The sequence below is a fragment of the Mycobacterium sp. genome (assembly GCF_052145595.1).
In the GTDB taxonomy this organism is placed as follows: domain Bacteria; phylum Actinomycetota; class Actinomycetes; order Mycobacteriales; family Mycobacteriaceae; genus Mycobacterium.
This window is the reverse complement of the sequence record NZ_JBKQOI010000124.1, coordinates 1-24,289: the sequence shown is the minus strand read 5'-3', so window position 1 is coordinate 24,289 and position 24,289 is coordinate 1. Positions and strand designations below refer to the sequence as shown.

Below are 24,289 nucleotides of genomic sequence, written 5' to 3'. Positions count from 1 at the left end.
GTCATTGTCATGAGGAGGCAGCCGAAAGCAGAAGAGCCGGCCGCCGATTCGCTTGCACCGCAGTATCCGATCGAGTCGGTCGACAATGCGTTGAAGCTGCTGCTGTTGTTGGGCGAGCAGCCTCAGATCCGGTTGAGTGAGGCAACCCGCTATCTGGGTGTGGCACCGTCGACCGCGCACCGGCTGTTGGCGATGCTGGCCTACCGGGGTTTCGTCCGGCAAGACCCGGTGTCCAAGGCGTACCTGCCCGGTCCCTCGTTGACCGGTGTGGCGTTTGCGATCTTCGGCCGCATCGACATTCAGCGATCCGCCACGCCGATCATGCGCAACCTCAGCGAACAGCTGCGGGAATCGATTCACGTCGGGATGCTCGACGGCGCCAACGTCCGTTTCGTCGCCGCGGTCGAGGGTCCGGCCGCGGTCCGGGTGGCTTCCCGGCTGGGACGAACGATGCCGGCGCATTGCACCTCGACGGGCAAGGTCATGCTGGCCCAGTTATCGCAGCCGGAATTGCGTCAGCTGCTGCCCGACGAGCGGTTGCAGCGCATTACCTCTCACTCGGTCGCCAGCCGCACCGAACTGGAGGCGGAGCTGTCTCGCATCCGCGAGCGGGGCTACGCCATCAATCGCGAGGAGAGCGAGGAAGGCGTCGCCTCGGTTGCGGTATCGATCCCGACCCGAGCCCCGGGCCTGCGGCTTGCGCTCAACGCCGCGGCCCCACAGAACCGGCTTGACAGCTCTAAGTACTCATCGGTGGCCGCCGCACTTACCAAGGCGGCCGAGGAGATTGGGGATCAGCTCGGTTGAGGACCCAACCGGGCGACTTCGTGTCGCCAGGCCGCGTCGGTGTTGAAGCCCGGCCCTAGGTCCGGCAGGTCGTCCCAGTCGGCGTCGCCGATGTCGCGCAGCGTTCCGCCGGATTCGCGCACCCGCAACGACATTGACGCCAATGCGTCGAGGCTGATCGCCTGCAGCACCGCCTGCTGAACCGTGGCGGCGGCGCTGGTGATCCCGTGTCCGCGCAGAATCACCACCGGCCCACCGCGCATCGCCGCCACCATTTCCTTGCCCAGCGCCGAGTTTCGGATCAGCACGGTGCGGTCGTAGACGGGCACGCCGCCGCGCGCGAGCCACGCTCCGGGAATGTCGTAGGCCCCGTAGATCGGTCGGATCTGTATGCCGGCGAGATCCGCGGCGACGACGGACGGCGGGTGCAGATGCGCGACGGCCCGGTGCCCCGAATGGGCCAGCATGGTTTCGACGTGGATGGGCAATTCGTTGGGGACGCGGTAGCCGTCGAGTTCGCCGCCGGCGCCCGCGCTTCCATCGAACTTGATGAGCCGGATGTCGCTGGGGCGGGTGAACGCCACCCCCGTCTCGGTGCCGCTTCGGCAGCGGATGAGCAGGCGCTCGTCGTCGACGCGCAGGCTCAGGTGACCGAGGATGCCGTCGACCAGGCCGCGGGCCGCAGCCACCCGGCAGCCCTGCGCCACCAGGGCGCGTCGCTCGTCCAGCGGGTCGGTCATCGCGGTGCGTCTAGCCCAAATCCGCCATCGGGGTGGACGGTTTCGCCGGTGATGCCGCGGGACCGGTTCGACGCCAGGAACACGAAACTCCAGGCGTGGTCCTCGCCGGTCAGCGCGACGTTGAGTGGGGTACGCGCCGCCATGTCGCGCGCCCGGTCGGGGGTGTCGTCGAGGCGGACGCCGTCGAGCCCCAAGCTGGCGAGGCCGCGCAGGTCGGTGTTGAGCGTGCCGCCCGGCGCCACCCCGTTTACCCGAATCTGAGGTGCGAGTTCGTGAGCCAACGTTGCCACCAGCCCGCGAACGGCGAACTTCGACGACACGTACAGCGCGCCGCCGCGTACGGGGTAGTACGACGATGTGGACTCGGTCAACACGATCGACGAGCCGGTGGTGGTCCGCAACGCGGGGAGGGCCGCTTTGACGGACTGCAGGTGGCTCAGCACGTTGGTCCGGAACATTTCGTCGAACGCGGAAGTAAGGTCGCCGGCATCGATGTCGCCGATGCCCTGGTAGAAATCGAAGATTCCGACGCAGTTGACCAGGGTGTCCAGCCCGCCGAAGGCATCCACCGCGGCGGCGACGGCGCGGTCGTTGGCCTCGCGGGTGATGGCGTCGCCTTCGCTCACCGGGACGTCGGGCAACTCCTGTCGCAACCGTTCGCACTTGCCGGAATCACGTTCCAGCACAGAAACTTTGGCGCCTTCGGTGCGAAATGCGTTCACCACCGCGCGGCCGATCCCCGAACCGGCGCCGACGACCAATGCGCGCTTGCCATCAAGCCAGCCGGTCATCGTCCTCCTCGGGTTCGTCGGGCAACAGCGGCGCATCGGGATTGCCGACCATGGCCGTTAGCGTACGGGTGTTCTGGCGAGTCAGCGCCTCGACCTCGAGTGCATCCAGGCTGATCCAGCGCCCGGTTTTGGGCGCGCTGATCAGCAGCCGCGATCCGTTGCGGGTGTCCACCCGGCGCACCACGACCTCGGTGAATTCGTTTGCGATCGTGAGGGGTTCGCCTACGGCGCCCTCCAGTAACCGCTCCAGTTCGCTGCTCACAGGAACACCGCCAGGTTTTGCATCCGCAGTACCGACTCGTCGACAAAGATCCTGCGGCGGGCCAGCTTCCAGCGATCGTCACACCACCGCAGCAGGTCCTCGCGGCCGCAGGACACCAACGCGCTCTCGTTGACGTCTCCCCTGCTGCGGAAGAGCAGCTCGGCCGATTCAACCAACAGATGCGCCCTATCGTCTGGGTCGTCGCACTCGAATGTGCGTACGTTGGTGATGAAGTGACGCAGCCGCGACGGCGGATCCTCGGCCCATGCGTGCTCGGTGCCCATCCGCGCCACCCGCTGGCCCAGCGAGTACCTGTCCTCGTCGAAGTGGGCCATTCCCGGCCCTGTTCCCGATGAGGTGTCGAAGCCGGCGCCGCGTGCCGTCGTGACCCGGACCGGCATGACGTAGCGGACGTCGTCGGTCAACATATCCAGCCACGCCTCATACTGCTGGGCATCCAGCAGGTAGGCCTCGTCCACCAGGAACTGATGCGCCTGCAGGTGCCGCATGTCGTTAAATGGCAGTGATGGCAGTGACGGCAATGACTTTGTCATGACTTGACCTCGAGGTAGTCGGCCCACAAGTTGAGCAACGCACGCTGGTTGTACTCGTTGTAGCCGACCTGAGCGCGTCCCGGCCCATGGAACGACTCGGCGGGCAGCGCCTCGACGACCGGGCGGTCGTCGGAGAGCAAACCCATCCGGCTGTTCAACAGCAGTCGCCGCGCCATCGAACCGCCGGCGGTGGTGGTCAGCGACACCCAGTTCTCCACGTCGTCTTGTTCGAACATGCCCGTCGAACCGAAGCACATCAAATACGCCTTGTACGAGTCTTGTTTGTAGCTCGGGGGAGCGGCCGAATCCACTGCGAACCACGAGCAGACCTCGGTTTCGTTTTCACTGATCGGCTGCCACAGCCGGATCGAGATGAACGGCAGCACGGCATCGCTGTCACCGTCGCGCACTTTGGGCCAGTTGTGCACAAAGCTCAGGTTCGGAAAGCAGGTGGCCGCCGAGATCATGAACCCGTCCTCGCCGACCACTCGCTGCTGGCGGGGCGTCCAGACGTCTTTGATCCGGCCGATCATCTCATCGGGGTAGCCGACGTAGCGCATTCGCTCGTCGAAGTTGCCCGGCGGAAGTTTGTAGGTGGTGCCGCCGCCGCGGTGTGCCCAGTAGGTGGCGCCGTCCTTGCGCTTTTGCGCTTTCGGCTCGCGGAACAGGCCGATGTCGACGATCGAGGCATGCGTGTGAGGCGTGTGGTACATGTCGCCGGCGAAGTTTTCGGCGCCGATCTTCCAGTTCGCCTTGATCCGCCAGCGCTGCGGCCCCCGCACTTCCAGGCCGCCGGCGCTCTGCTTGGTGTAGAAGTCCAGGTAGAACCTGAAGTCGCCGAGGAAATCCTCGAGTGGTTCGGCGGCCGGGTCCATGCTGATGAACAGCAGACCGTTATAGCTCGCGAAATTCGGTGCAGGCAGCAGGGTCTGGCCGTTCTTGGCGAACCCCTCGTCGCCGCCATAGGCCTCCCGGTGAAACGGCAGCCCGGTGAGCCGGCCGTCGTTGCGGTAAGACCAGCCGTGGTACGGGCAGCGGAAGTTGGAGGCGTTGCCCATCTCCGCGCGACACACCTGCATTCCGCGGTGCAGGCACATATTAAATAAGGCGCGTACATGACCACTTGAATCGCGGGCGATGATGAACGAATCGTCGAGGACCCGGCGCACGACATAGTCGCCTTCCTGCGGGATCTCCGACTCGTGGGCCACGAACGTCCACGCCCGGCTGAACAGACGCTTCCGCTCCATCGCGAACAGTTCCCCGTCGTTGTAGATGTGGGCGGGGATCATCCCCCGCCGGACACTCTCAAAAAGGGGGTCCAAAAGTTCGCGATGATTTGTCACCCGGACCTCACAAGTCTCCCAGCGGCATCTGCTTTACAGAAATACCTTCCGCTAGCCAGAATCCCGCACTTCGAGGCACTCGTCAATCGCCTCGGACCGAGTCGCCGTACAGGTTCTTACAAAACGCTTTGTGGAAATTCACAGCTGGCTGACAAGGAGGATCCAGGGGGCGAGGCTACGGTGAGCACGTCGGGCCGAGTTCGCTTGTGAGCCCGAATTAACCAGGGGGATCGCCAATTCGGCCGCGGTGCTGTACTACCCGGCCCTGAAGGAGGCCAGCAAGCTGATCGCGATCGCCCACGCGGAACATCGCCAGGTGGTTGACCAGCTTTCCCTGCTGCTCAAGACCCCGCAGAGCGCGCCCGGCTACGAGGACGAGTGGAACTCCTTCAAGACCGTGCTGGAGGCCCACGCCGACGAAGAGGAGCGCGACCTGATCCCCGCACCCCCCGAGGTGAAGATCACCGACACCGAGCTCGAGGAGCTGGGCAACAAGATGGCCGCCAAAATGGACCAATACCGCGGCTCCGCGCTACACAGAATGCGCACCAAGGGCCGGGCGGCGCTGGTACGCGCTCTGTAGTCGATCGCGCCACGCGACTTGCGGGGTTAGGCGGGCGATCGAGAGTAGCGTCACGGCTCATGAACGCCGAGCGTGTCGCCTTCCAGGACGACATCACGGCGGAGATTGCCGGCATCGCATCCGAGTACCGGCGCACGGGTGGCGTTGCGCGAGAAGCGCAGCCGCGGCTCGACTACCCGCCTTACCGCAGCAGCATCCTGCGCCATCCGAAACAGCCTCTGCTGGTTGTTGATCCCGAGGAAGTCGAACGGTGCGCGCCGTGCTTCGGCCACCAGGACGTCGACCCCCGCGACGCTGACCTGACGGCCGGCCATCCGGGCGAACCGATCGGTGAGCGCATCATCGTGACCGGGCGGGTCCTCGACGAGTCGGGCGGGCCGGTGGCGGGCCAGCTGATCGAGATCTGGCAGGCCAACGCCGCAGGTCGCTACCGTCACCAGCGCGACCAGCACCGGGCCCCGCTGGATCCGAACTTCACCGGTGCCGGCCGTTGCCTGACCGGGCCGGACGGTTCATACCGCTTCCTGTCCATCAAGCCCGGCCCCTATCCGTGGCGTAATCATCACAACGCATGGCGCCCGGCGCACATCCACTTCTCGGTTTTTGGAACGGCTTTCACGCAACGCCTGGTCACCCTGCTGTACTTTCCGGGTGACCCCTTGTTTGATCTGGATCCGATTTTCCAATCGATCCTCGACCCGGCCGCGCGGCAACGGTTGATCGCCCGCTACGAGCATGACCTCACCCAGCCGGAGTACGCGACGGGCTACCGCTTCGACATCGTGGTCTGCGGCAGCCGCCGAACCTGGACCGAAGGCGAGCATGAGTGAATCAGCTTGTACGCCAGGACAAACGATCGGGCCGTTCTTCGGTCTCGGATTGCCGTATCCGGGAGACAGCGATTTGGCCGGTGATGGTCATCCCCAGGCAGTCCGGTTGTGCGGCACGGTTTACGACGGTGCCGGTGCCGGGGTTCCGGATGCACTGGTCGAACTCTGGCAGCCGGACACCGCCGGCCGCATACCGCGACGGGCCGGCTCGCTGCTTCGCGACGGTACGGTGTTCACCGGATGGGGCAGGTGTGCGACCGACGCGCAAGGGCATTACGGCTTCAGCACGGTGGCACCCGGTTCGGCGAGCGCCGGTCGTCCGCCGTTCTTCGCCATCGCCGTCTTCGCGAGGGGGCTGTTGAACCGGCTGTTCACCCGCGCCTACCTGCCTGACGCTGACCCGGACGCCGATCCACTGTTGGCCGTCGTCGATGCCGGGCGGCGGGCGACGTTGCTGTGCATCGCCGAAAGCGGCCGTGCGGGATATCGTTTCGACATCCACCTGCAGGGCCCGAGCGAGACCGTGTTCCTGGCGTACCGATGACCAATCTGTTGTGGCCGGGCGACCATCGGGCCGGCGAGCACATGACTGATCAGGCGCTGCTGCGGTCGATGGTCGCGGTGGAGTCCGCGTGGCTGGGCGCCCTGACCGCGGCCGGCCTGGCGCCCCCGGAGTGTGCCGGTGCGGACCTGTCGGGCCTGCTGCAAGACAACGACTGTGAATCGCTGGCGATCACCGCGGAAGACGGCGGCAACCCGATCATCGGCCTGGTCGAACTGCTGCGCCAACGGGCCGTCCCGGCGGTCGCACCGTGGATCCATCGGGGACTGACCAGCCAAGACGTTCTCGACACCAGCCTGATGCTGGCCGTGCGCGCCGTCGTAAATCGGCTCATATCGCTTCTCGCCGAACAGGTTTTAACGCTGTCCGCGCTTGCCGCGGCCCACCGGGGGACGTCAATGGTGGCCCGTACCCTCACCCAGCACGCGGCGCCCACCACGTTCGGCGCCAAGGCGGCCGGCTGGTTGAACGGAGTCGCCGACGCCTTCGAGCGGCTGGACGGGCTCGCCACCCCGATCCAGATCGGTGGCGCCGTCGGGACATGGGCCGCGACCACGGAAATGGCGATGCTGCTCACCGAAGCGGCCGACCCGGCGAAGGTCTCGGATCACCTAGTGCGTGACACCGCAACCGCTTTGGGTTTGCGGGTCCGGCCGCCGTGGCACACGACCCGGACACCGGTCACCGCGGCCGCGGACGCCTTCGTCGGGTGCACCGACTGCTGGGGCCGGATCGCCTCGGACGTCGTCACCCTGGCTCGTCCGGAGATCGCCGAACTGAGCGAGCCGGCCACCGGAAAACGAGGCGGATCGTCCTCGATGCCGCAGAAGCGCAATCCCGTGTTGTCCGTCTTGATCCGCCGAGCCGCCATGTCGGCGCCGCAACTGGCGGCGACCCTGCACACCGCCGCCGCGCTGGCCAACGACGAACGTCCCGACGGCTCATGGCACGCCGAATGGGACACGCTGCGCACCTTGGCGCGGCGGACCTTGGTCGCGGGCTCCCAGTGCGGCGAGCTGCTGGCCGGGTTGCAGGTACATTCCGCGCGGATGGCCAAAAACCTTGGTGCCGCAGATGTTTTAGGCGAACAGCGAGCGATCGCCGACCTGGCGGGCAGGGCGCCGTCGGCAACCTACTTCGGTGCGGTCGACCGATTGATCGATGAGAGCCTGGATCGTGCCGAGCGGATACTCAAGAGTCAGCGGTCGTAAATGCTGGCCAGCCAGATGTGCACCAGCGTGTCGATCACCCGGTCTTCGGGAATCGCCGGCTCCTCGGCGGTGAACGTCGCAGCCATCATCCGTTCGCTCAACATGTTCAACGCGACGGACAAATCCTCGGACGGGACGGTGTCGGGGGCCGCGCCCCGCCTGCGCTCCGCCTTGATCGCCGCCGTCGTATAGGAGATCCACCTCTGCATGAGCGCCGACCACAGCTGCCGGACCTCGGGGTTGGTGGCCTTCGCCGCGGCTCCGGCCACGGCGACCGCCCGTTGAGATCCCGACACCTGGAAGAACGCCTCGATGCGCGCCCGCCAGAGCGTCGCTGGGTCGCCGGACAGGTTGCCGCCGAGCGCACGAAGCGCCGCGCTTGCCTTGCTGTTCATCTGGTCAAGCAGCGACAACAACACCGCGTTCTTCGACTGGAAGTAGAAGTAGAAGGTGGGCCGGGAGATGCCTGCGCCTTTTGCCAGGTCGTCGACGGAGAAGTCGGCCAGCGGCCGCTCCCGCAGGAGCCGCTCGGCGGTGGCCAGGATCGCTTGCTCGCGCTCGTCACCCGAGTGGTGCGACGAACGGCGGCTTCGAGTGGCGTGCATGTATTCGGCCTGCGTTGAGCGGTCGGACACGTGAGTTACTTTATGGACACGTCGATATATGTCAACGAAATTGTTGATTAAAACCAACAATATTGTCGATTAAGATCGACGGTTTATTTATCGACGAATTTGTTGAATGGTCGACAGTCTGTCGGAATTCGTTTCGTCGCAACTTGTCTGGGGCACACGAGGCCGCGGGGTGACAATGGTTGCATGCCGTACATCGATCGGCGCGCGATGTTGTGCGCCGTTGCCGGGGGCGTACTGGCGGCCATCGTGCGGGCTCCGGTGGTCGGCGCATCCTCCGTCCGGTGGAACATCCCGTCGGGTCCGGTCGCGGTGCCGCCGGTAACGATCACGCGCCTGCCCGGGGAGGGCAACCGGATAGCGCTCACCGTCGACGACGGTGCCAGCACCGCGGTCGTGGCCGCCTTCGCGCAATTCGCCCAAGACAGCGGCACCCGGCTCACCTTCTTCGTCAACGGCGCCAACTCGTCGTGGTCGGTCAATGCACCGGCGCTGCGGCCCTTGGTGGACTCCGGGCAGATTGGAATGGGGAACCATACGTGGTCGCACCCACGCCTCACCCGCATGGCGCCCGGCGAGGTAGCCGATCAGATCCGTCGCAACGCCGATTTCCTGAGAAACACCTACGGTTCCGACGGCACGCCGTTTTTCCGTCCGCCCTTTGGCGCCCACAATGCCGACGTCGACCGGATAGCCGCCGACCAGGGGTACACCTTCATCACCATGTGGAGCGCGGACGTCGGCGACTCGGCGCCCGAAAACGAAAACGGCCTGGTAGCCCGCGCGGCGAACTCGTTTCAACCGGGCCAGATCGTGCTCATGCACGCCAACCTGCCCACCATCACGCACTGTTACGGGCAACTGCTGGATCTCGTCCACAGCCGCAATCTGCAGACCGTCACCCTCAGGGACGTCTTCACCTGACATTCGGACAAACGACCCCGCGACTCGGGACTTCCGCCCCTACTCCGCGCCCGTCCGGTGATGGTCGCATCTACTCGGGCAAATCAGATGGCGAGACGGGAGACTGGCGATGACGGGCAAGGGTGACGGCACCAAGACTTGCCAGGTCGATGTGCTGATCGAAGAGCACGAAGAGCGGACCCGGGCCAAGGCGCGACTGTCCTGGGCCGGCAAAAAGCTGGTCGGTATCGGTTTGGCGCGGCTCGATCCGGCTGACGAGCCGGTGGCCCGGATCGGCGACGAACTTGCCATCGCCCGGGCGTTGTCCGATCTGGCGAATCAGCTGTTCGCTTTGACATCGACCGACATCCAAACCAGTACCCACGAGCCGGTGACGGGTCTGCACCACTGAACACGGCCCGTGTGGGATGTGCGACCGTGGACCGCGGTCGCGGTGACCTTCGGCCCTACAGCAACGATTTGGGAGAGCGTAGCAACGAATCATGAGTCAGAGATCCGATTTACCAGCCGTTTTCGACGTCGAAGTGACGACGCATGGGCAGCTGCCCGGTGCCGAGGACTACGCGCGGACAAAGATCGGCGAGCTCGGTCGACTCACCCACGAACCGGTACTGCGCGCACATGTCAGGTTGAGCGAGCATGGCGATCCGGCGGTGGCCCGCCGGGTGATCGCACAGGCGAACCTGGACGTCAACGGCCGGCTGGTCCGCGCGCAGGTCGAAAGCGTCACCGCGCGGGATGCGATCGATCGACTCGAGGCGCGGCTGCGTCATCGGCTGGAACGCAGCGCCCAACACTGGGAAGCCAAACGAGGCGGCATGCCTCGGGTTGGTCCGCACGAATGGCGGCACCAATCCGAGCCCACCGACCGGCCGACGTACTTCCCCAGGCCCGAGGGCGAACGCCGCATCATGCGGCACAAGTCATACAGCCTGCCGACCTGCACCGTCGAAGAGGCCGCGCTGGAGATGGAGCTGCTCGACTACGACTTCCACCTTTTCACCGAGGAGGGCACGAAGCAGGACAGCGTGCTTTACCGCGAAGGGCCCGCCGCATACCGCCTCGCGCAGGTCGATCCGGAATCGGCAGACAACTTGGCGCCGTTCGAGCTGCCCCTGACCATCAGCCCGCAGCCGGCACCGCGGCTGACCGTGGACCAGGCAATCGAGCGGATCGGCCTGCTTGGGCTGCCGTTCCTGTTCTTCGTCGATACGGCCCGAGACCGTGGCAGCGTGTTATATCACCGCTACGACGGCCATTACGGGCTCATCGCCCCGGCTAGCTGAGCGCCGCGTCACGCCGGCGGGCTCAACTTGAATGCTGCGGCGGTCCCGGAACATCCCCCCGTCCGGGACCGCCGCTCCCAACTTCAGCCGCTGACTCATCCCTGCCTCATCCTTTGACGCACCCCAACGGAACGAGGCGAGCGACTTTACGGGCGAGGTCTGCCCAGCACCGCCTCCCGGATGCAGCCGTCAGGGTCGGTGCCCGGGCCTCGATACGCAATTCCGCCGTGTGCGGCACAGTCCGGTGTCCTGAACCGCTGTCCGCCATGGCTTTTCGTGGTTTTCTAGTGCTCCGGGGGAGCCAGGTGGCCGACGAACCAGTCGCGCGCCAGCACAGCGACCTGCTCAAGCGTTCCCGGTTCCTCGAAAAGGTGGGTGGCGCCGGGGACGACGGTGACCTCGCACTGGGCGGGGATCGCCGCCTGCGCCTGCCGGTTCAGCTTGAGGACCATCTCGTCGCGTCCACCCACTATCAACAGGGTCGGGGCTTGCACCTCACGCAGTGCCGGGCCCGCAAGATCGGGTCGCCCGCCGCGGGATACCACGGCCGCCACCTTGACACCGGGATGTGCGGCCGCAGCCAGGGCCGCTCCCGCGCCGGTACTGGCACCGAAGTAACCGACCGGCAATGACGCCGTGTCGGGTTGGCCGGCCAGCCAGCTCGTGACGTCGACCAATCGGCTTGCCAGCAATGCGATGTCGAAGACGTTGGCGCGGTCGCGTTCTTCATCGGGCGTCAACAAGTCGAAGAGCACGGTGGCGAAGCCGGCCTTGTTGAGGACCTCGGCGATATAGCGATTGCGCGGGCTGTGTCTGCTACTTCCACTGCCGTGCGCGAATACGACGACCGCCTTCGGACGCTCGGGAATGGTCAGATGCCCGGCCACCGAGACCCGCCCGGCGGTCACCCGGATCTCCTCGTCGCGCAGCGGCGGATCGCCGGCACCGGGGCTCGCAACGGCACGAAAACCGCTGCGGGCGCGCTCGAGCAGGGCCACCACCTCGTCGTCTGAGGTCTGCGCAAAGTCGTGGTACCCCTGGCCGACGGCGAAATAGGGCACCGGCGTGTGCAGGACCACCACCTCGTCGGCGTACTGGGCGAACTGTTCGGCGGTGTCGGTGGCCCCGATAGGAATCGCCAATACCACTTTGGCGGCCCCCTCGGCGCGAGCCACCCGGCAGGCGGCCTGCGCGGTGGCTCCAGTCGCGATGCCGTCGTCGACGATCACGGCGATTCGGCCCTGCAACGGAATCGGGCGATGATCACCGCGGAAGCGTTCGGCCCGGCGTTGCAGCTCCGCTCGCTCCTTGCTCTCGACCGCGGCGATTTCCCGGCCGCTGAGTCCCACCTCGCGGACCACGGCTTCGCTGATTACCCGCACGCCGCCATTGCCGATCGCACCGAAGGCAAGCTCCGGGTGAAACGGCACTCCGAGCTTGCGTACCAGGAGCACATCGAGGGGGGCTCCCAGCGCCTTGGCGACCTCGAACGCCACCGGAACTCCGCCTCGCGGCAGGCCGAGCACCACCACATCTCGACCGCGCAAATACTCCATGCGTGACGCCAATTGCCGTCCGGCGTCGGCACGGTCATTGAACTGCCTCATCACTCGAGTCTGGATGCCGTTGCGGCCCACCGGTATGGCCACAAGTCCTTTAACCAGCCGACGAAGTTCCCGAAAAGCGCTACCGATAGTGATTGGCCCAACCCTAGGATTGTTGGCCGGCGAGTCGGTCGGTCGCGACGTATCGCAGCAACGCACCGACCCCGTCCGCGGGTGCGACCCGGTTGTCGGCCCGAACCAATGAGGCACCGACCGCGATGGCGGTGAACGGCAACGCCTCGTCGGCCCTTGCCACGCGTTCCACCGGCTCGCCGAATTCGGACAGCACGTCGGCATCGGGCGCGACCCTGGTAAGGGCTTTGCCGGTGACGACGGTGGTGTCGCCCAGCTCGCCGACGATCAGCGTGTCGACGTCGCCGTCCCGCAGCGCCGCGCATACGGCGGCGAGCCCTTCGGCCGCCAACCCCGAGCCGCGCCCGATTTCCGCTTCAAACCGCTCAGCGATGTGGGTCACCTCGATGCCGTGGCGCCGAGTGAACTCCGCGGCCGTCAGCTGGCGGACCTCTTCGGAATCGATGCCGCTCTTGCGTGTGCCGGCGTGTAATTGCGACACCCGCTGGGCCACCCGCTCCGGCAATTCGCAAACCACATCCGTGCGCGAACGAACCTCGCCGCACAGGAAAACCACCTCGGGATCCGCTTCGTCCACCAGGTGGGTGAGATGGTCGGCGACCGCACGGCAGTTCATGCGGATGGCTTCCTCGGTCGTGTGCTGGAAGTCGCCGTAGCCGTTCCAGCCGGCGGTGACCGGTTTGTGCACCGGGTACCCGGCGCCCTCGATGCTGGTGGAATTGATGGCGCCCCCCCGGTACAGCGTGACGTCGGCGCCGGCGTGGTCAACCGCGGCAAACACGTAAGTCGGTCGCTGCATCTCGAGCTCGATCAACGGCACGATGTACGGGTAATCCGATAGGCGAACCACCGTAACCGGTGGTGGGCTGACCAGCTGCTCGTTGATCAGCACCTGTTCGCTCGTGGCGATCACCGCGCGGCCGCGCCGACCCACGGCCGGTCGATGGTGCAACACGGCTTCCTCGAGCTTGCCAATGAGGTCCCCGCCCGCGCCCCCTGTCTCGAGTTGCTTGCGGATATCGTGCCATTTCGCTTCGAGTTGCTCGACGGCATCTGCGGTGTCGTGTGAGTCGTCGAAGTAGACCGACGCAAAAGGACCTTCTGCTTTTGTCAGCCGCCTGAGGCGTTCCGATCGCATGCCATCCCTCTTTGCTGTGTGCCTGTGCATGTGCCACCTGTTCGCCCAACGTATGAAGGACGACCGAGGCTGCGCGAGAGTCGTTAGCCCCCAGATGCGGGCCATAGGTCACGGCGCGGTCTGGGCCGCTGGGCCTCCGGTTCTTTCGCGGTGCTCAAGCTCGAGAATCCGTCGCCGGGTTGTTGAGTACTGCAGGGCGACCGCCGCGTGATCGGCGTAACCGGCGACCAGTTCGCGTTCATCCTCGGTGAATGCGGCCCCGTGGCTTGTCCGTCCTACGACCAGCGCTCCGGCGATCACGTTGGCGTCAAGCAGGGGCGCCACGATCGCCGGGCCGGGGTCGACGGCGTCAGCGGTAAGGCCCAGCTCCCGGAGATTGAGGGTGACGCGGTCGTGAAATGCAACCCACACCGGTGAGTGGTCGGCTTGGATGACCAGCCCCGGCTTGATCGGCGCAGGGGGTGTCCCGCCGACGGCGCCGACGACCAGCCGGTCGACGTCTTCGACCGCGGCGGGTTGCGGTGGTACGGCCAACAACGACCACTCACTACGGACCAGCCCACGCACGCGATCGACGATCAACCGCTGCACCTGGCCCATTTCGGTGCCGGCCAGCAGGGCCATCGACACCGCGCGGGTGGCCTCCAACCAGGCCTGCCGAGCGCGTGTCTGCTCGAATAGCCGCGCGTTCTCGATCGCGATGGCCGCCGCCGCCGCAAGCGCCTGCATCATCACCTCGTCGTCCTCGGTGAAGGTCGCGTTGTCGGCTTTATCGGCCATATAGATGATCCCGAACACCTCACCGTCCCTGAGCACAATCGGAACCCCGAGAAATGTTCGCATCGGGGGATGGTGTGGCGGAAATCCCGCAAACGCGGGATGGGCGGATATGTCCTCCAGGCGAAGCGGGCGGGGGTCGCCGAAGAACAACCCCAGCACGCCGGCACCGTGGGGCATGCCGCCGATCCGGGCCCGGGTGGCTTCGTCGATGCCCTCATAAACGAGTTCGGCCAGCGCATTTCCCGGTCCGCGCACGCCCAGTGCACCGTATCGGGCGCCCGTGAGCTCGACGGAGGTGCGAACGATCCGCCGAAAGGTCTCGTCGATGTCCAGGCCTGCGGCGACGATCAGCATCGCCTCGATCAGCCGGTCCAGGCGATCGCGGATCTGGACAATTTCGGCAACCCGGTCGCGGACCTCGGTGAGCAATTCGTGCAGGTGGAGGCGCCCGAGCATGCCCTGCAGCCCTGGCTCATCTCCTTGCCCGCCCTGGCTCACAGTGTGAAATCTTCGCACGCGCGCACTTTGATTACCACCACGAGCAACCTTGAGCCCTGGACCGGTGCGTGACCGAAACCATCGACGTCGGCGGCCATCCGGAAGCGTTGGCGTTGAGCGCCGATGGCGACCGCCTCTACCTTGGCGATTACTGGTCCGGCACCGTCACGATGTTCTCGGTCCAGCCGTGATCTGCGGCGAACGGTCAACCCGTCGATTGCTGAGCGCGGCGTAGCCTTTCGAGCTCCCGTGCGACCCCCGGGCTGACGTCCACAGGGTAGGACCGGGCGTCGGCCTCAAGCGAACGAAGTTGAGGCGGAAGCCGATCGATCTGCCAGCGTGCCCAGTTTCGCGACGCCTGCACATCGTGTTGCGGGAGGCGCCGGCCATTTTTCATCACGGGCACCAGCAGTGGTTCGCCGTCGAGTTGTTCGTCGTGCTTACCGATCGTGTCGCCCGCGAAGACCCCGTCATCAAGCCGGCGTACCACCTGCTTGCGGCCCGGATAGATCACCTTGTCGCTGGAGAACTTGGTCCGTCCGGTGCCGTCGTACTCCACGAGCTTGTATGCCATGTCGAGCGCGGGCGCATCCTGGGCCACAACAAGTTTGGTGCCCACCGCGAACGTGTCGATGGGGCAGGCATCATCCATCAGCGCGGCGATTCGGTACTCGTCGAGACCGGACGAAGCGAAGATTTTGACGTGGTTCAAGCCCGCCGCATCGAGCTTTGCGCGCGCCGCCTTCGACAGCGCACCCAGGTCCCCGGAATCGAGCCGGATCGCTGCCACGTCGAGGTGTTCCCGACGTCGGGCGAGTTCGATGACATGATCGACGCCGCGCAGCGTGTCGTAGGTATCGACGAGCAAGGTTGTGCCCGGATAGAGCCGGGCGAACGCGTCAAATGCGTCGAGCTCGTTGTCGAAGGCCTGAATGAAGCTGTGAGCCATCGTGCCGAACGCGGGGATTCCGTACTCGCGGGCCGCAAGCAAGTTGGATGTGCCCGCAATTCCGGCGATGTAGCCGGCCCGCGCGACCTTGAGCGCCGCGTCGGTGCCGTGCGCGCGCCGCGCTCCGAAATCCACCACCATTCGTCCCCGCGCGGCTTCGACCACACGGGCGGCCTTGCTCGCGATCACGCTCTGCAGGTGAATCTGGTTCACCACGAAGGTTTCGGCGAGTTGGGCTTCCAGAATCGGTGCGATCACCTGCACTATCGGCTCGTTGGGAAAGACCACGGTCCCTTCCGGCACCGCCCACACGTCTCCGGTGAACCGAACCGCGGAGAACGACCGCAAGAAATCTTCGGTAAACAGGCGCAATCCCCGCAGGTAGTCAATGTCCTCGGGCTGGAATTGAAACGTTTCGAGAAAGTCGAGCACATCTGACAGGCCGGCGGCCATCACATAGGACCGGCCCTTGGGGAGCTTGCGAAACATGGTCTCGAACACCGCGGTTCCCGACATGCGCTCAGCCATATAGGCCTGCGCCATCGTGACCTCATAAAGGTCGGTGAACAGCGCGGAAAAGTATTGGCGCGTCACGAAAAGCTGGACTCGACGTCGGGTTCGGGACCGAATTTGAATCGGCGGCCGCTGATTTCGCGCGGAACGACTCGCACAAAGCGAAGCTTCAGCGTCGGGATCCACGGCCGCAGGTTCGCCTCTTCGGCTTCTTCGATCTCGGCCCGGGTGTCCAGCACATTGGCGCGACCCTTGACGATGACACTCCAGCCTTCCGTCGAGTCGTGGTGGTCGGCTTCAAAAACCACGTCCTGGTTGAGCACGACGCTGGATAGCTTGGTGCCCTCCGCCGTGCGGAAAAGAATGGTCTGACGCTGGGTGACGAAGTTGACCGGGAAGACCTCGGGCTGGCCTCCCACGTTGGTGATCAGCCGGCCCAACTCCACACCGGCCAGCAGCTCCCAGCTTTGCGTATCGGACAAGTTGGTGATCGGCTGGTCGTGTAGTGACATTTCCATCCTTGCCGCGTGGGTCCCGTTTCGGGGACGCCGCCCTTCACACTGACGACTGTTCGTAGAGCGCCGAGAGGCGGTCGGCGAACTTCTCGATGACCACCTTGCGGCGAAGCTTCATGCTCGGCGTCAGATCGCCGGATTCGACGGAGAATTCGCGGTCTGCGATCGTGAATCGCTTGATCTGCTCCCAGCGATTCAGTTCCACGTTCAGCGCATCGATGTATCCGGCGATCAGCTCCTGTGTCCTCTCGTCGCGCGCTATCTCGGTGAACGACTTGCCCGCCAGACCATTCTTGCCGGCCCAATCGGTGATCGCTTCACTGTCGAGGCTGACCAGCGCCACGCAGTATGGCTTGGCCTCCCCGTAGACCAGCAGCTCGCTCACATACGGGCAAAGGCCCTTGAATTTCGCATCGATCGCCGACGGCGCCACGTACTTGCCTTGCGAGGTCTTGAACATGTCCTTCTTGCGGTCGCTGATCCGCAAAAAGCCATCGACGTCGATATCACCGATGTCGCCGGTGTGGAACCAACCGTCCTCGTCGAGCGCCTCGGCGGTGGCGTCCGGAAGATCGTGGGAGCAGGTCATCAAACCCGGCCCCTTGAGCAAGATTTCGCCGTCGCCGGCGATCTTGACGTCGGTGGCCGGGAATGGCCAGCCGACCGTTCCGAACCGGTATGCGTTGGGGCGGTTGATAAATGACGCGGCGGCGGTCTCGGTCAAACCGTAGCCCTCGAGGACGACGATGCCGACGGCGTCGAACCACTGCGCAACTTCACGGTCCAGGGCGGCGGCCGCGGAGACGAAGAACCGCAGTCGGCCTCCGAACAGTTCCCGGATGGTGGAGAACACCATCCGGTCGGCTACCTTGTAGGCCAGCGACGACGCGAACGAAGGCTTGTTGCCGGCTTGCCGGGTTTCGGACATCTTGGTGCCGACCCCGATTGCCCAGTCGAACATCTTCTTGGTGAGCATGCCCTGCTCGGCAACCGTCCCCTCGATGCGGGCATGTGCCTTCTCGAAAATGCGTGGGGCCGCACCCATGATCGTCGGACGCAATGCCGCGAGGTTGTCCACGATTTTCTCGACGCGGCCGTCGATCGCGGTGGGGAAGCCGATCTGCAGCGGCAGCGCCAGCATCACCTTGCCGAACGCGTGTGCCAGGGGCAGCCACAGGAAGTTCAAGTCGTCGGGGCCGAGGATGCCCAGCGCGTCGATGGCTGCCGCGGTGTAGGTCCAAGCCCCGTGGGTCAGCCGCACCCCCTTCGGCCGCCCGGTGGTGCCGGAGGTGTAGATGAGGCTGGCGAGCTGGTCGGGACCGATGGCGGCGACACGATCCTTGATGGCATTGGGCGAGTCGGCGAGCAGTTGCTTGCCCCGCTGCTCGAGTTCGGCGAGTGTGATCACCCAGTCGCCGTCGCCGTTGCCGTCGATGATCACGACCCTGCTCACCTCGGGCAGTTCGGCGCGGTGCTCGAGCAGCTTGTCGACCTGGGTCTGATTTTCGGCGACCGCCACCCGGCTTCCGGAATTGGCGACGATGTACGCGACATCGCCGGCGTTGGTCGTCGGATACACGGTGGTAGTCGCCGCGCCGGCGCACATCACGGCGAAATCGACGAGCACCCACTCATAGCGCGTGGCCGACGCGAGCGCGACTCGATCCTCCATGGCGATTCCGAGCGAGATCAGTCCGCCGGCGATGTTGGAGACGCGTTCACCGACCTGCTGCCACGTCACACTCTCCCAGCTGTGGTCCTGCGGATATCGAAACGCCTCCGCGTGCGGGGTGGCGGCGACGCGGTCGACGAACATGTGTGCCACCGACGGCGCGCGATTCTCGATCTTGGTGAAATCGGGTCTCTCCGGCGAGGCGAGTGATGTTTTCATTTCGCTAATCCATTGGTGCCTAATCGAATACCGTTGGCCTTGTTACCAGGTATTTCTTCGATCCTGCTGCGGTCGGGTAGGTCCGGGATAGTGACGAAAGTCACCCGCATGATCGGCAATCGTCCCTTCAAGACGCGTAGCCGGGGCGGCAGCGGTGCTCAGCTGGCGACCGCCACTTCAATGGAAAAGCAGTCAGCCAGGGCATACGCCGCCGGCCAATCGCCGCGCCCCACCGCGCGCGAGATCCTCGACCAACGGGCTGTGGGTGCCCAATTCCGCGAGCCATGCGGACACCGTGGCCGTGACCTGGTGAGCGGGTACCCGGGCCGTGTGGCCGTCGTGCAGCCGATCGGTCAACTGATAGATCGTCGTCGTCGACCTGCGCTGGGGCCAATGATGCCGCCATGTCGCTGACTTCATCGTCTTCCTCCCCGGTTGGCCTCAACCGCCATCCGACCACCGCCGAGGGCTGGGCCGTAGCGGCCAACAGCCCGAGTACGGGAATGCTTTGGTCTCGCGTCGGGGCTGCCGAAGTCCCAGCCCGAAAGGGTCCTTTGTCACAGCGGTTAACTACCTACTCCCCGGGCGAAGGCCGCGCCGGCCGCGTAGCGTACATCGGGGTGACGGCGCATAGCTGGGTGCCTGGCGTCGTGGGCGCGGCGATACAGGGGACTGGCGAGATGGCTGCTGTATCAACGGATCAGCACGCCCGGCTCGAAAGCGGGCCGGCGTGAGCGTCGTCAACACCGATGACCTTGCGGCGCTGCCCGTCTTCGCCGATGTCCCGCCGCAGGACCTTGAGGCATTGGCCGCCAGCCTGGAGCCGCTTCGGGTGGCCGCCGGCAAGGTCCTGACGCGCCAGGGTGAGCGGGCGTTGTCGTTCGCGATCATCGCGTCCGGTCGAGTCGAGATCAGCCATGTCGGCCCGGGCGGAAAGGTCGCGGCGATCGAGCTGGTGCCAGGGACGATCGTCGGCGAAATCGCGTTGCTGCGAAGCCAACCCCGAACGGCGACGGTGATCGCGAAGGACGACGTGTGCGGCTATGTCGGACACAACGACGCGTTCGAGTGCATGCTGGCCATGCCGGTCGTCGCCGACCGGATGGTGCGCACCGCGCGGCAGCGGTTGGCCGCATACATCGCCCCGATACCGGTGCCGGCCAAACACGGCGCAGGGCTGTTGTTGCGCCCCGTCCTGCCCGGCGACGCCGAACGGTTCAAGGGCAACGGCTCGTTCTCGCGCCAGACTCTGTACCGGCGCTACCAGGGTGGTGCGCCGACCGAGGCACGGTTGGCCTACCTGTTCGAGGTCGATTACGTCGACCATTTCGTCTGGGTCGTGACGGTCGGTGCGGACGGGCCGGTCGTCGCCGACGCACGCTTCATCCGTGACGAAGACGACCCCGCTTCGGCAGAGGTTGCGCTCACCGTGGCGGACGCCTACCAGCAACGCGGGATCGGGACGCTGCTGCTCGGCGCGCTGGCGGTCGCGGCACGCGTCGATGGCATCGAGCGCTTCCATGCCCGGGTGCTTGCCGACAATCCGACCGCGCGCGCGCTGGGGGACAAGGTGGACGCCCACTGGGAGCCGGAGGAACCCGGTGTGGTCACCACGACGGGGCAGATTCCGGGCCTCGATGACCTACCCCTCGATCACCGCACGCGCCGCAAGATCCAGCAGGTGGCCCGCCAGGTGATCCACGCGTTCGACTGAGGCGACCGAAAGGGAGCCCGAAGTGACCAATTCCCCCGGGTGTTGGTGCCTTTGCGCCCTTACCGGAAGGTCAGGTGTGCACGCAGCATTGACCCGTCCGTACCTCGTCCAAGGAGCCCAGCCATGAAGCCGCTCATCGTGTGCGTTTCGAAATCGCACGGCAACACCCGCCGCGTCGCCGATCGGATGGCCGAGGTGCTTGGTGGCGAGGTCGTAGAACCCGAGTCGGTCGACCCCGAAACTCTCCGCCAGTACGACCTCGTCGGCTTCGGTTCCGGAATCTATTACATGGCGGTGGACGCGAGGCTGCGGGACTTGATTCGTCGCCTGGAGCGTGTCGACGGCGTCCGCGCGTTTAGCTTTTACACCAGCGGCGCCCGGGAGGTTCCGCTGTTGGACTACAACAAACCGGTTCGGAAACAACTCGAATCGAAGGGCTTTGAGGTGCTCGGTTCGTTTTCCTGCCGCGGCTTCGACACGGTGGGGCCGTTCGGGTTCGTCGGCGGGATAAACAGGGGCCGGCCCAACGACCACGATCTCGACCGGGCTGCGGCTTTCGCCGCACGTATTCGCGAACGAGTCGAGCACTCCCAGGCTGCGTCATGAGACATGGCCGGCCAACAAAGCGCCCCGGCAGTCCTGGCACTGGTGCGCGGGCTCGTCTCCGAGGTTCACCCGCATGCTGCGCCGTCCTCGGTAACGCTTGACAGCCCTTTCGACAAACTGGGAGTCGGCAGTCTTGAGCTGGCCGAACTGTTGCTGCGCGTCCAGGACAAATTCGGCGTGGCGCTGCCGCCCCACATCCTGGCCAGTGCGGAGACGCCGCGCGACTTGGTAGCTGCCCTCCAACCGGCCCTAGCTCGCGGTCATCTCGCCGTGGCTCAGGACCGCGTGGCGGACCGGGGCATGGTTTCACTTCCGGCGACCGCGCCGGGCACTGTGGCGCCAGACACGGCGCTGACCCTGAACGACGTCTTCAACTGGCATGTCAGCGCGACCCCGGACCGAACCCACATCCGCATCCTCGACGATGCCGTTGGCCCTATCGACGTGACCTATGCCGCGTTGCGCCGGGAGGCGGCTGCGGTAGCGGCCGGCTTGCTCGCGCACGACGTCATGCCCGGCGAGACGGTCGCCATCATGTTGCCCACCTGCCGGGCGTATTTCGTCACCTTCGCCGGTGTGCTCCTCGCCGGCGCCGTGCCCGTTCCGGTCTACCCACCGGCCCGGCCTTCCCAGCTGGCGGACCACCTGCGTCGCACGACCGGCATCCTCACGAACGCCGGCGCCACCATGCTCGTCACCGTGCCCGAGGCCGTTACCCTCGGCCACCTGCTGCGCGCGAACGTCGAAAGCCTGCGTCACGTCGTCGTACCCGAATCCCTCACGGGCGCAAGCGAAGACGTCCTTGCGCGGCCGCGGGCCGACGACCTCGCGCTGGTGCAGTACACCTCGGGCAGCACCGGGCAGCCCAAAGGCGTCGCGCTCACCCACCGGAACCTGCTCGCCAACATCCGGGTAATGGGTCGGGCGGCGGCGGCATCCGGGTCCGACACGTTCGTCAGTTGGCTGCCGCTGTATCACGACATGGGTTTGATTGGTGCGTGGCTCGGCTGCATGTATTTCGGTGTCCCGCTGGTGGTGATGAGCCCGCAGTCGTTCCTGATCCGCCCGTCACGATGGCTCTGGGCGATCCACGCCAACCGGGCAACCATGTCGGCCGGCCCGAACTTCGCCTACGAACTCTGCCTCACCAAGGTCCGCGACGCCGAGATCGAAGGACTCGACCTGAGCTCGTGGCGGCTGGCTTACAACGGCGCTGAGCCGGTGAGCGCTGCGACGATCGAGCGGTTCGGTGATCGCTTCGCCCCGTACGGGTTTCGACGGGAGGCGATGACCCCGGTGTACGGGCTGGCCGAGTCCTCGGTGGGCCTGGCTTTCCCACCGTTGGGCCGGGGTCCGCTGATCGACCGAATCCGCCGAGACGCATTCGTGCGTTCCGGACGGGCTGAGCCGGCGAAACCTGGTGAGCCCGACCTCCGATTCGTCGCTTCCGGCCAACCCCTGCCGGGCCACGAGATCCGGGTTGTCGACGCCGCCGGTAACGAGCTGGGCGACCGCCGTGAAGGTCGCATCGAATTCCGCGGTCCGTCGGCAACCGCCGGCTATTTCAACAACGCACCGGCGACGCGTTCCCTGTTTCACGACGATTGGCTCGACACGGGCGACCTGGGCTACCTGGCCGACGCGGACCTATACGTCACCGGTCGGGTCAAGGACGTGATCATCCGGGCCGGCCGCAACCTGCACCCAGCGGAGCTCGAAGAGGCGGTCGGCAACCTCAAAGGTGTTCGCAAGGGATGTGTGGCGGTGTTCGCCTCTCCCGACCCGTCGGGGGGCGCCGAGCGACTCGTCATCATGGCCGAGACCCGAGCGACCGGAGACGACGCCCGTGCCGCTTTGCGCTCCGAAATCGCGGCCACCGCAGTGGATCTGCTGGGCCTGGCCCTCGACGACGTGGTCTTGGCACCACCGCGCACTGTGCTGAAGACCTCGAGCGGCAAGATCCGGCGGGCCGCCAGCCAGGCGATCTACCAGGCCGGGAAGATCGGCGTGCGACCGCGTGCGGTGTGGTGGGAGTTGGCCCGCCTTCGCCTCCGCGGCGCAGCACCGTCGCTGCGCCGTGCTCGTCGCGCGGCGGGCGCGGTGGCGTTCGCGGCCTACACGTGGGTGGTGTACGCGGTCCTTGGGTTGTCGGTTGCGGTCTTGCTGGTGCTGCTACCGCGACCGCAATGGCGGTGGTGGGTGGCCCGGGGGGCGGTCCGACTGCTGGCTCGCCTTACCGGAACACCGGTCACCGTGCATGGCCTCGACCGCCTCCCAGCAGGGACCTCCATCGCGGTGGCCAACCATCCCAGCTGGATCGACCCGCTGGTGCTGGCCTCGGTAATGCCTCAGTCGTTTCACTTCGTGGCCGCTGAAGTGCTTGAGCATCAAGGGCTCAAAGGATTCGTGCTCAGGCGGCTCGGCCACCAGTTCGTCGAACGCCACGAGCGCGAGCTCGGCGTGGCTGACGCCGACCGGCTGGCTGCCCTGGTACGAGCCGGGCAGTCGCTCGTCATCTTCCCCGAAGGCCGACTGGCGCGTGCCCCCGGGTTGCGGCCGTTCCACATGGGCGCATTCGTGGTGGCTGCCGAAACCCGCGTGCCCGTCGTCCCGGTGGCTATCCGCGGCACGCGGACAATATTGCGGCCAGAGCACCATTTTCCGCGACGGGGAGCCGTCGACATCGCGGTTGGTGAGCCGATCCGGCCTTCGGGCACCGACTGGGCTGCGGCAGTCGAACTGCAGCACGCCGTGCGGAACGCCGTCCTAGACCTTTCGGGGGAGCCGGACGTCGAATGACAAATGACCGATGGCCGGGCGGGTGCCCCGCGGGCAACCGTTCGGCCATCGGCCTTGGATCATTGAGCCGTTACGACCGTTTGCCACCTACCGCCTGGCCGGCGCTTCGCACCACGCTGCGGAAGAACTCGATCCGCCCGGTAACCAACTCCTCAGTTAAGTCCAGGGCGGCGTCGATGACGTTCTTGCGCCGCGCCTCATCGGGGAGGTCTCCACTCACCTGATCGACGAACTTGCGGACGGCGTCGATGGCCTGCTTACGGCTTGCCTCGACCGATTCGAGCACCTCGTCAGACAGTTCGGCCCAGCGTGACTCGCTCTTTTCCGGTGTCTGTGGCATTATCAATCTCCTCAAATATGATCTGACGCTGCAAATCGTGTCGCAGCGGGACGGCAGCTCATGCCGAACCAAACGCTATGATCTCCACGCCACCGACACGAGTGCCTAAAGTCCTTCCTCGCCCGATCATTTGTCCCAGATGGGCGTCGATGATCTATACTTGCTAGTCAAGGACTTTCGCGACCTTCCGCCGGGACGTAAGTCCCTAACGCGCCGAATCGATCAGGTGTTAGCGTGCCGCCATGGCAATACCTGCCGGCGATGACGGCCAACGACCGGGCGCTTTTTCCTGGAATGCACCCGTTGTCGGCAGCGCCGTCAGACCACTCATGCACACCGGCC

General features: G+C 65.8%; 24 protein-coding genes and 3 pseudogenes. 12 read left to right on the top strand and 15 right to left on the bottom strand.

The window, feature by feature from the left end; genetic code table 11:
* Positions 1 to 9 precede the first annotated feature (9 nt).
* Positions 10 to 807, top strand: coding sequence for an IclR family transcriptional regulator (locus ACLP4W_RS11110; protein ID WP_442386182.1), 798 nt, complete (start codon positions 10 to 12; stop codon positions 805 to 807).
* On the opposite strand, the gene ACLP4W_RS11105 is transcribed toward ACLP4W_RS11110, so the two are convergent.
* Genes ACLP4W_RS11105 through ACLP4W_RS11085 form a run of 5 tightly spaced genes read right to left on the bottom strand, consistent with a single transcriptional unit; the run spans position 795 to position 4,425 of the window.
* Entirely contained in the window at positions 795 to 1,526 is a 732-nt protein-coding gene (locus tag ACLP4W_RS11105; RefSeq protein ID WP_442386181.1) for a class II aldolase/adducin family protein, read from the bottom strand. The two genes, ACLP4W_RS11110 and ACLP4W_RS11105, sit on opposite strands and share 13 nt — an antisense overlap.
* A complete protein-coding gene (gene hcaB, locus ACLP4W_RS11100; RefSeq protein ID WP_442386180.1) occupies positions 1,523 to 2,317 on the bottom strand; it encodes a 3-(cis-5,6-dihydroxycyclohexa-1,3-dien-1-yl)propanoate dehydrogenase in 795 nt (264 codons plus the stop codon). Before hcaB ends, ACLP4W_RS11105 begins: the two co-directional genes overlap by 4 nt.
* Positions 2,301 to 2,579 (bottom strand): dihydrodiol dehydrogenase, encoded by a 279-nt coding sequence (locus ACLP4W_RS11095; RefSeq protein WP_442386179.1) that lies wholly within the window; start codon positions 2,577 to 2,579, stop codon positions 2,301 to 2,303. The genes hcaB and ACLP4W_RS11095 overlap by 17 nt, the downstream gene beginning before the upstream one ends.
* The gene (locus ACLP4W_RS11090; RefSeq protein WP_442386178.1) at positions 2,576 to 3,133 is read right to left on the bottom strand and encodes a 3-phenylpropionate/cinnamic acid dioxygenase subunit beta; all 558 of its coding nucleotides are present in this window, start codon (positions 3,131 to 3,133) and stop codon (positions 2,576 to 2,578) included. The genes ACLP4W_RS11095 and ACLP4W_RS11090 overlap by 4 nt, the downstream gene beginning before the upstream one ends.
* Complete coding sequence (locus ACLP4W_RS11085) at positions 3,130 to 4,425, bottom strand: aromatic ring-hydroxylating dioxygenase subunit alpha (protein WP_442386177.1); 1,296 nt, start codon at positions 4,423 to 4,425, stop codon at positions 3,130 to 3,132. The genes ACLP4W_RS11090 and ACLP4W_RS11085 overlap by 4 nt, the downstream gene beginning before the upstream one ends.
* 304 nt (positions 4,426 to 4,729) lie before the next feature.
* Here ACLP4W_RS11085 and ACLP4W_RS11080 point away from each other — a divergent pair.
* From ACLP4W_RS11080 to ACLP4W_RS11065, 4 genes and pseudogenes are all read left to right on the top strand, one after another.
* Positions 4,730 to 5,062: pseudogene (locus ACLP4W_RS11080) on the top strand (hemerythrin domain-containing protein); the annotation flags it as partial.
* A 59-nt stretch (positions 5,063 to 5,121) separates the two neighbouring features.
* Positions 5,122 to 5,892 carry a protocatechuate 3,4-dioxygenase subunit beta gene (pcaH, locus tag ACLP4W_RS11075; RefSeq protein ID WP_442386176.1) on the top strand — a complete coding sequence of 257 codons (771 nt, stop codon included), beginning with the start codon at positions 5,122 to 5,124 and terminating at the stop codon, positions 5,890 to 5,892.
* Positions 5,885 to 6,436, top strand: a complete 552-nt coding sequence (gene pcaG, locus ACLP4W_RS11070) for a protocatechuate 3,4-dioxygenase subunit alpha (protein WP_442386175.1) — start codon at positions 5,885 to 5,887, stop codon at positions 6,434 to 6,436. The genes pcaH and pcaG overlap by 8 nt, the downstream gene beginning before the upstream one ends.
* Positions 6,433 to 7,665 (top strand): lyase family protein, encoded by a 1,233-nt coding sequence (locus ACLP4W_RS11065; protein ID WP_442386174.1) that lies wholly within the window; start codon positions 6,433 to 6,435, stop codon positions 7,663 to 7,665. Before pcaG ends, ACLP4W_RS11065 begins: the two co-directional genes overlap by 4 nt.
* Here ACLP4W_RS11065 and ACLP4W_RS11060 read toward each other — a convergent pair.
* Positions 7,653 to 8,270: a TetR/AcrR family transcriptional regulator gene (locus ACLP4W_RS11060; protein WP_442386192.1), complete on the bottom strand. Its 618-nt coding sequence runs from the start codon at positions 8,268 to 8,270 to the stop codon at positions 7,653 to 7,655. The two genes, ACLP4W_RS11065 and ACLP4W_RS11060, sit on opposite strands and share 13 nt — an antisense overlap.
* A gap of 213 nt (positions 8,271 to 8,483) precedes the next feature.
* Between ACLP4W_RS11060 and ACLP4W_RS11055 the strand changes: the two genes are divergently transcribed.
* From ACLP4W_RS11055 to ACLP4W_RS11045, 3 genes are all read left to right on the top strand, one after another.
* Positions 8,484 to 9,221 (top strand): polysaccharide deacetylase family protein, encoded by a 738-nt coding sequence (locus ACLP4W_RS11055; RefSeq protein ID WP_442386173.1) that lies wholly within the window; start codon positions 8,484 to 8,486, stop codon positions 9,219 to 9,221.
* A gap of 109 nt (positions 9,222 to 9,330) precedes the next feature.
* Positions 9,331 to 9,612, top strand: a complete 282-nt coding sequence (locus ACLP4W_RS11050; RefSeq protein ID WP_442386172.1) for a DUF1876 domain-containing protein — start codon at positions 9,331 to 9,333, stop codon at positions 9,610 to 9,612.
* 91 nt (positions 9,613 to 9,703) lie between these two features.
* Positions 9,704 to 10,507, top strand: coding sequence for a ribosome hibernation promotion factor (locus tag ACLP4W_RS11045; protein WP_442386171.1), 804 nt, complete (start codon positions 9,704 to 9,706; stop codon positions 10,505 to 10,507).
* Between the two features lie 161 nt (positions 10,508 to 10,668).
* Here the strand turns inward: ACLP4W_RS11045 and ACLP4W_RS11040 are convergent.
* The 4 genes and pseudogenes from ACLP4W_RS11040 to ACLP4W_RS11025 all read right to left on the bottom strand — a co-directional run.
* Positions 10,669 to 10,775 (bottom strand): annotated as a pseudogene (locus tag ACLP4W_RS11040) (archease); the annotation flags it as partial.
* Between the two features lie 16 nt (positions 10,776 to 10,791).
* Positions 10,792 to 12,114 (bottom strand): alpha/beta family hydrolase, encoded by a 1,323-nt coding sequence (locus ACLP4W_RS11035; RefSeq protein WP_442386170.1) that lies wholly within the window; start codon positions 12,112 to 12,114, stop codon positions 10,792 to 10,794.
* A gap of 103 nt (positions 12,115 to 12,217) precedes the next feature.
* Positions 12,218 to 13,342, bottom strand: a complete 1,125-nt coding sequence (locus ACLP4W_RS11030; RefSeq protein ID WP_442386169.1) for an Rv2629 family ribosome hibernation factor — start codon at positions 13,340 to 13,342, stop codon at positions 12,218 to 12,220.
* 108 nt (positions 13,343 to 13,450) lie between these two features.
* On the bottom strand, positions 13,451 to 14,620 hold the full coding sequence (locus ACLP4W_RS11025) for a GAF domain-containing protein (protein WP_442386168.1): 1,170 nt from the start codon (positions 14,618 to 14,620) through the stop codon (positions 13,451 to 13,453).
* 68 nt (positions 14,621 to 14,688) lie between these two features.
* On the opposite strand from ACLP4W_RS11025, the gene ACLP4W_RS11020 reads away from it, so the two are divergent.
* A complete protein-coding gene (locus ACLP4W_RS11020; protein ID WP_442386167.1) occupies positions 14,689 to 14,811 on the top strand; it encodes a hypothetical protein in 123 nt (40 codons plus the stop codon).
* Positions 14,812 to 14,825: 14 nt separating this feature from the next.
* Here ACLP4W_RS11020 and ACLP4W_RS11015 read toward each other — a convergent pair whose 3' ends face one another.
* The 4 genes and pseudogenes from ACLP4W_RS11015 to ACLP4W_RS11000 form a co-directional block, all read right to left on the bottom strand.
* A complete protein-coding gene (locus ACLP4W_RS11015; RefSeq protein ID WP_442386166.1) occupies positions 14,826 to 16,163 on the bottom strand; it encodes a nicotinate phosphoribosyltransferase in 1,338 nt (445 codons plus the stop codon).
* Positions 16,160 to 16,594, bottom strand: coding sequence for a pyridoxamine 5'-phosphate oxidase family protein (locus ACLP4W_RS11010; RefSeq protein WP_442386165.1), 435 nt, complete (start codon positions 16,592 to 16,594; stop codon positions 16,160 to 16,162). Before ACLP4W_RS11010 ends, ACLP4W_RS11015 begins: the two co-directional genes overlap by 4 nt.
* Positions 16,595 to 16,637: 43 nt before the next feature.
* Positions 16,638 to 18,488 (bottom strand): AMP-dependent synthetase/ligase, encoded by a 1,851-nt coding sequence (locus ACLP4W_RS11005; protein ID WP_442386164.1) that lies wholly within the window; start codon positions 18,486 to 18,488, stop codon positions 16,638 to 16,640.
* A gap of 158 nt (positions 18,489 to 18,646) precedes the next feature.
* A pseudogene (locus ACLP4W_RS11000) lies at positions 18,647 to 18,908 on the bottom strand (hypothetical protein).
* Positions 18,909 to 19,218: 310 nt separating this feature from the next.
* On the opposite strand from ACLP4W_RS11000, the gene ACLP4W_RS10995 reads away from it, so the two are divergent.
* The 3 genes from ACLP4W_RS10995 to ACLP4W_RS10985 all read left to right on the top strand — a co-directional run bounded on the left by ACLP4W_RS10995 (position 19,219) and on the right by ACLP4W_RS10985 (position 23,607).
* Positions 19,219 to 20,202 (top strand): GNAT family N-acetyltransferase, encoded by a 984-nt coding sequence (locus ACLP4W_RS10995; RefSeq protein ID WP_442386163.1) that lies wholly within the window; start codon positions 19,219 to 19,221, stop codon positions 20,200 to 20,202.
* Positions 20,203 to 20,325: 123 nt separating this feature from the next.
* Positions 20,326 to 20,808 carry a flavodoxin family protein gene (locus tag ACLP4W_RS10990; RefSeq protein WP_442386162.1) on the top strand — a complete coding sequence of 161 codons (483 nt, stop codon included), beginning with the start codon at positions 20,326 to 20,328 and terminating at the stop codon, positions 20,806 to 20,808.
* A 3-nt stretch (positions 20,809 to 20,811) separates the two neighbouring features.
* Entirely contained in the window at positions 20,812 to 23,607 is a 2,796-nt protein-coding gene (locus ACLP4W_RS10985) for an AMP-binding protein (protein WP_442386161.1), read from the top strand.
* Between the two features lie 70 nt (positions 23,608 to 23,677).
* Here ACLP4W_RS10985 and ACLP4W_RS10980 read toward each other — a convergent pair whose 3' ends face one another.
* Complete coding sequence (locus ACLP4W_RS10980; protein ID WP_442386160.1) at positions 23,678 to 23,947, bottom strand: hypothetical protein; 270 nt, start codon at positions 23,945 to 23,947, stop codon at positions 23,678 to 23,680.
* Between the last annotated feature and the right edge of the window lie 342 nt (positions 23,948 to 24,289).

Coding starts and splice junctions, on each gene's coding strand:
- ACLP4W_RS11065 (WP_442386174.1), top strand. CDS start 6,433: ATGACCAATCTGTTGTGGCCGGGCGACCATCGGGCCGGCGAGCACATG.
- ACLP4W_RS11105 (WP_442386181.1), bottom strand. CDS start 1,526: ATGACCGACCCGCTGGACGAGCGACGCGCCCTGGTGGCGCAGGGCTGC.
- hcaB (WP_442386180.1), bottom strand. CDS start 2,317: ATGACCGGCTGGCTTGATGGCAAGCGCGCATTGGTCGTCGGCGCCGGT.
- ACLP4W_RS11035 (WP_442386170.1), bottom strand. CDS start 12,114: ATGAGGCAGTTCAATGACCGTGCCGACGCCGGACGGCAATTGGCGTCA.
- ACLP4W_RS11110 (WP_442386182.1), top strand. CDS start 10: ATGAGGAGGCAGCCGAAAGCAGAAGAGCCGGCCGCCGATTCGCTTGCA.
- ACLP4W_RS11085 (WP_442386177.1), bottom strand. CDS start 4,425: ATGATCCCCGCCCACATCTACAACGACGGGGAACTGTTCGCGATGGAG.
- ACLP4W_RS10985 (WP_442386161.1), top strand. CDS start 20,812: ATGGCCGGCCAACAAAGCGCCCCGGCAGTCCTGGCACTGGTGCGCGGG.
- ACLP4W_RS11055 (WP_442386173.1), top strand. CDS start 8,484: ATGCCGTACATCGATCGGCGCGCGATGTTGTGCGCCGTTGCCGGGGGC.
- ACLP4W_RS11060 (WP_442386192.1), bottom strand. CDS start 8,270: ATGCACGCCACTCGAAGCCGCCGTTCGTCGCACCACTCGGGTGACGAG.
- ACLP4W_RS11050 (WP_442386172.1), top strand. CDS start 9,331: ATGACGGGCAAGGGTGACGGCACCAAGACTTGCCAGGTCGATGTGCTG.
- ACLP4W_RS11090 (WP_442386178.1), bottom strand. CDS start 3,133: ATGACAAAGTCATTGCCGTCACTGCCATCACTGCCATTTAACGACATG.
- ACLP4W_RS10990 (WP_442386162.1), top strand. CDS start 20,326: ATGAAGCCGCTCATCGTGTGCGTTTCGAAATCGCACGGCAACACCCGC.
- ACLP4W_RS11005 (WP_442386164.1), bottom strand. CDS start 18,488: ATGAAAACATCACTCGCCTCGCCGGAGAGACCCGATTTCACCAAGATC.
- ACLP4W_RS11010 (WP_442386165.1), bottom strand. CDS start 16,594: ATGTCACTACACGACCAGCCGATCACCAACTTGTCCGATACGCAAAGC.
- ACLP4W_RS11045 (WP_442386171.1), top strand. CDS start 9,704: ATGAGTCAGAGATCCGATTTACCAGCCGTTTTCGACGTCGAAGTGACG.
- pcaH (WP_442386176.1), top strand. CDS start 5,122: ATGAACGCCGAGCGTGTCGCCTTCCAGGACGACATCACGGCGGAGATT.
- ACLP4W_RS11030 (WP_442386169.1), bottom strand. CDS start 13,342: ATGCGATCGGAACGCCTCAGGCGGCTGACAAAAGCAGAAGGTCCTTTT.
- pcaG (WP_442386175.1), top strand. CDS start 5,885: ATGAGTGAATCAGCTTGTACGCCAGGACAAACGATCGGGCCGTTCTTC.
- ACLP4W_RS10980 (WP_442386160.1), bottom strand. CDS start 23,947: ATGCCACAGACACCGGAAAAGAGCGAGTCACGCTGGGCCGAACTGTCT.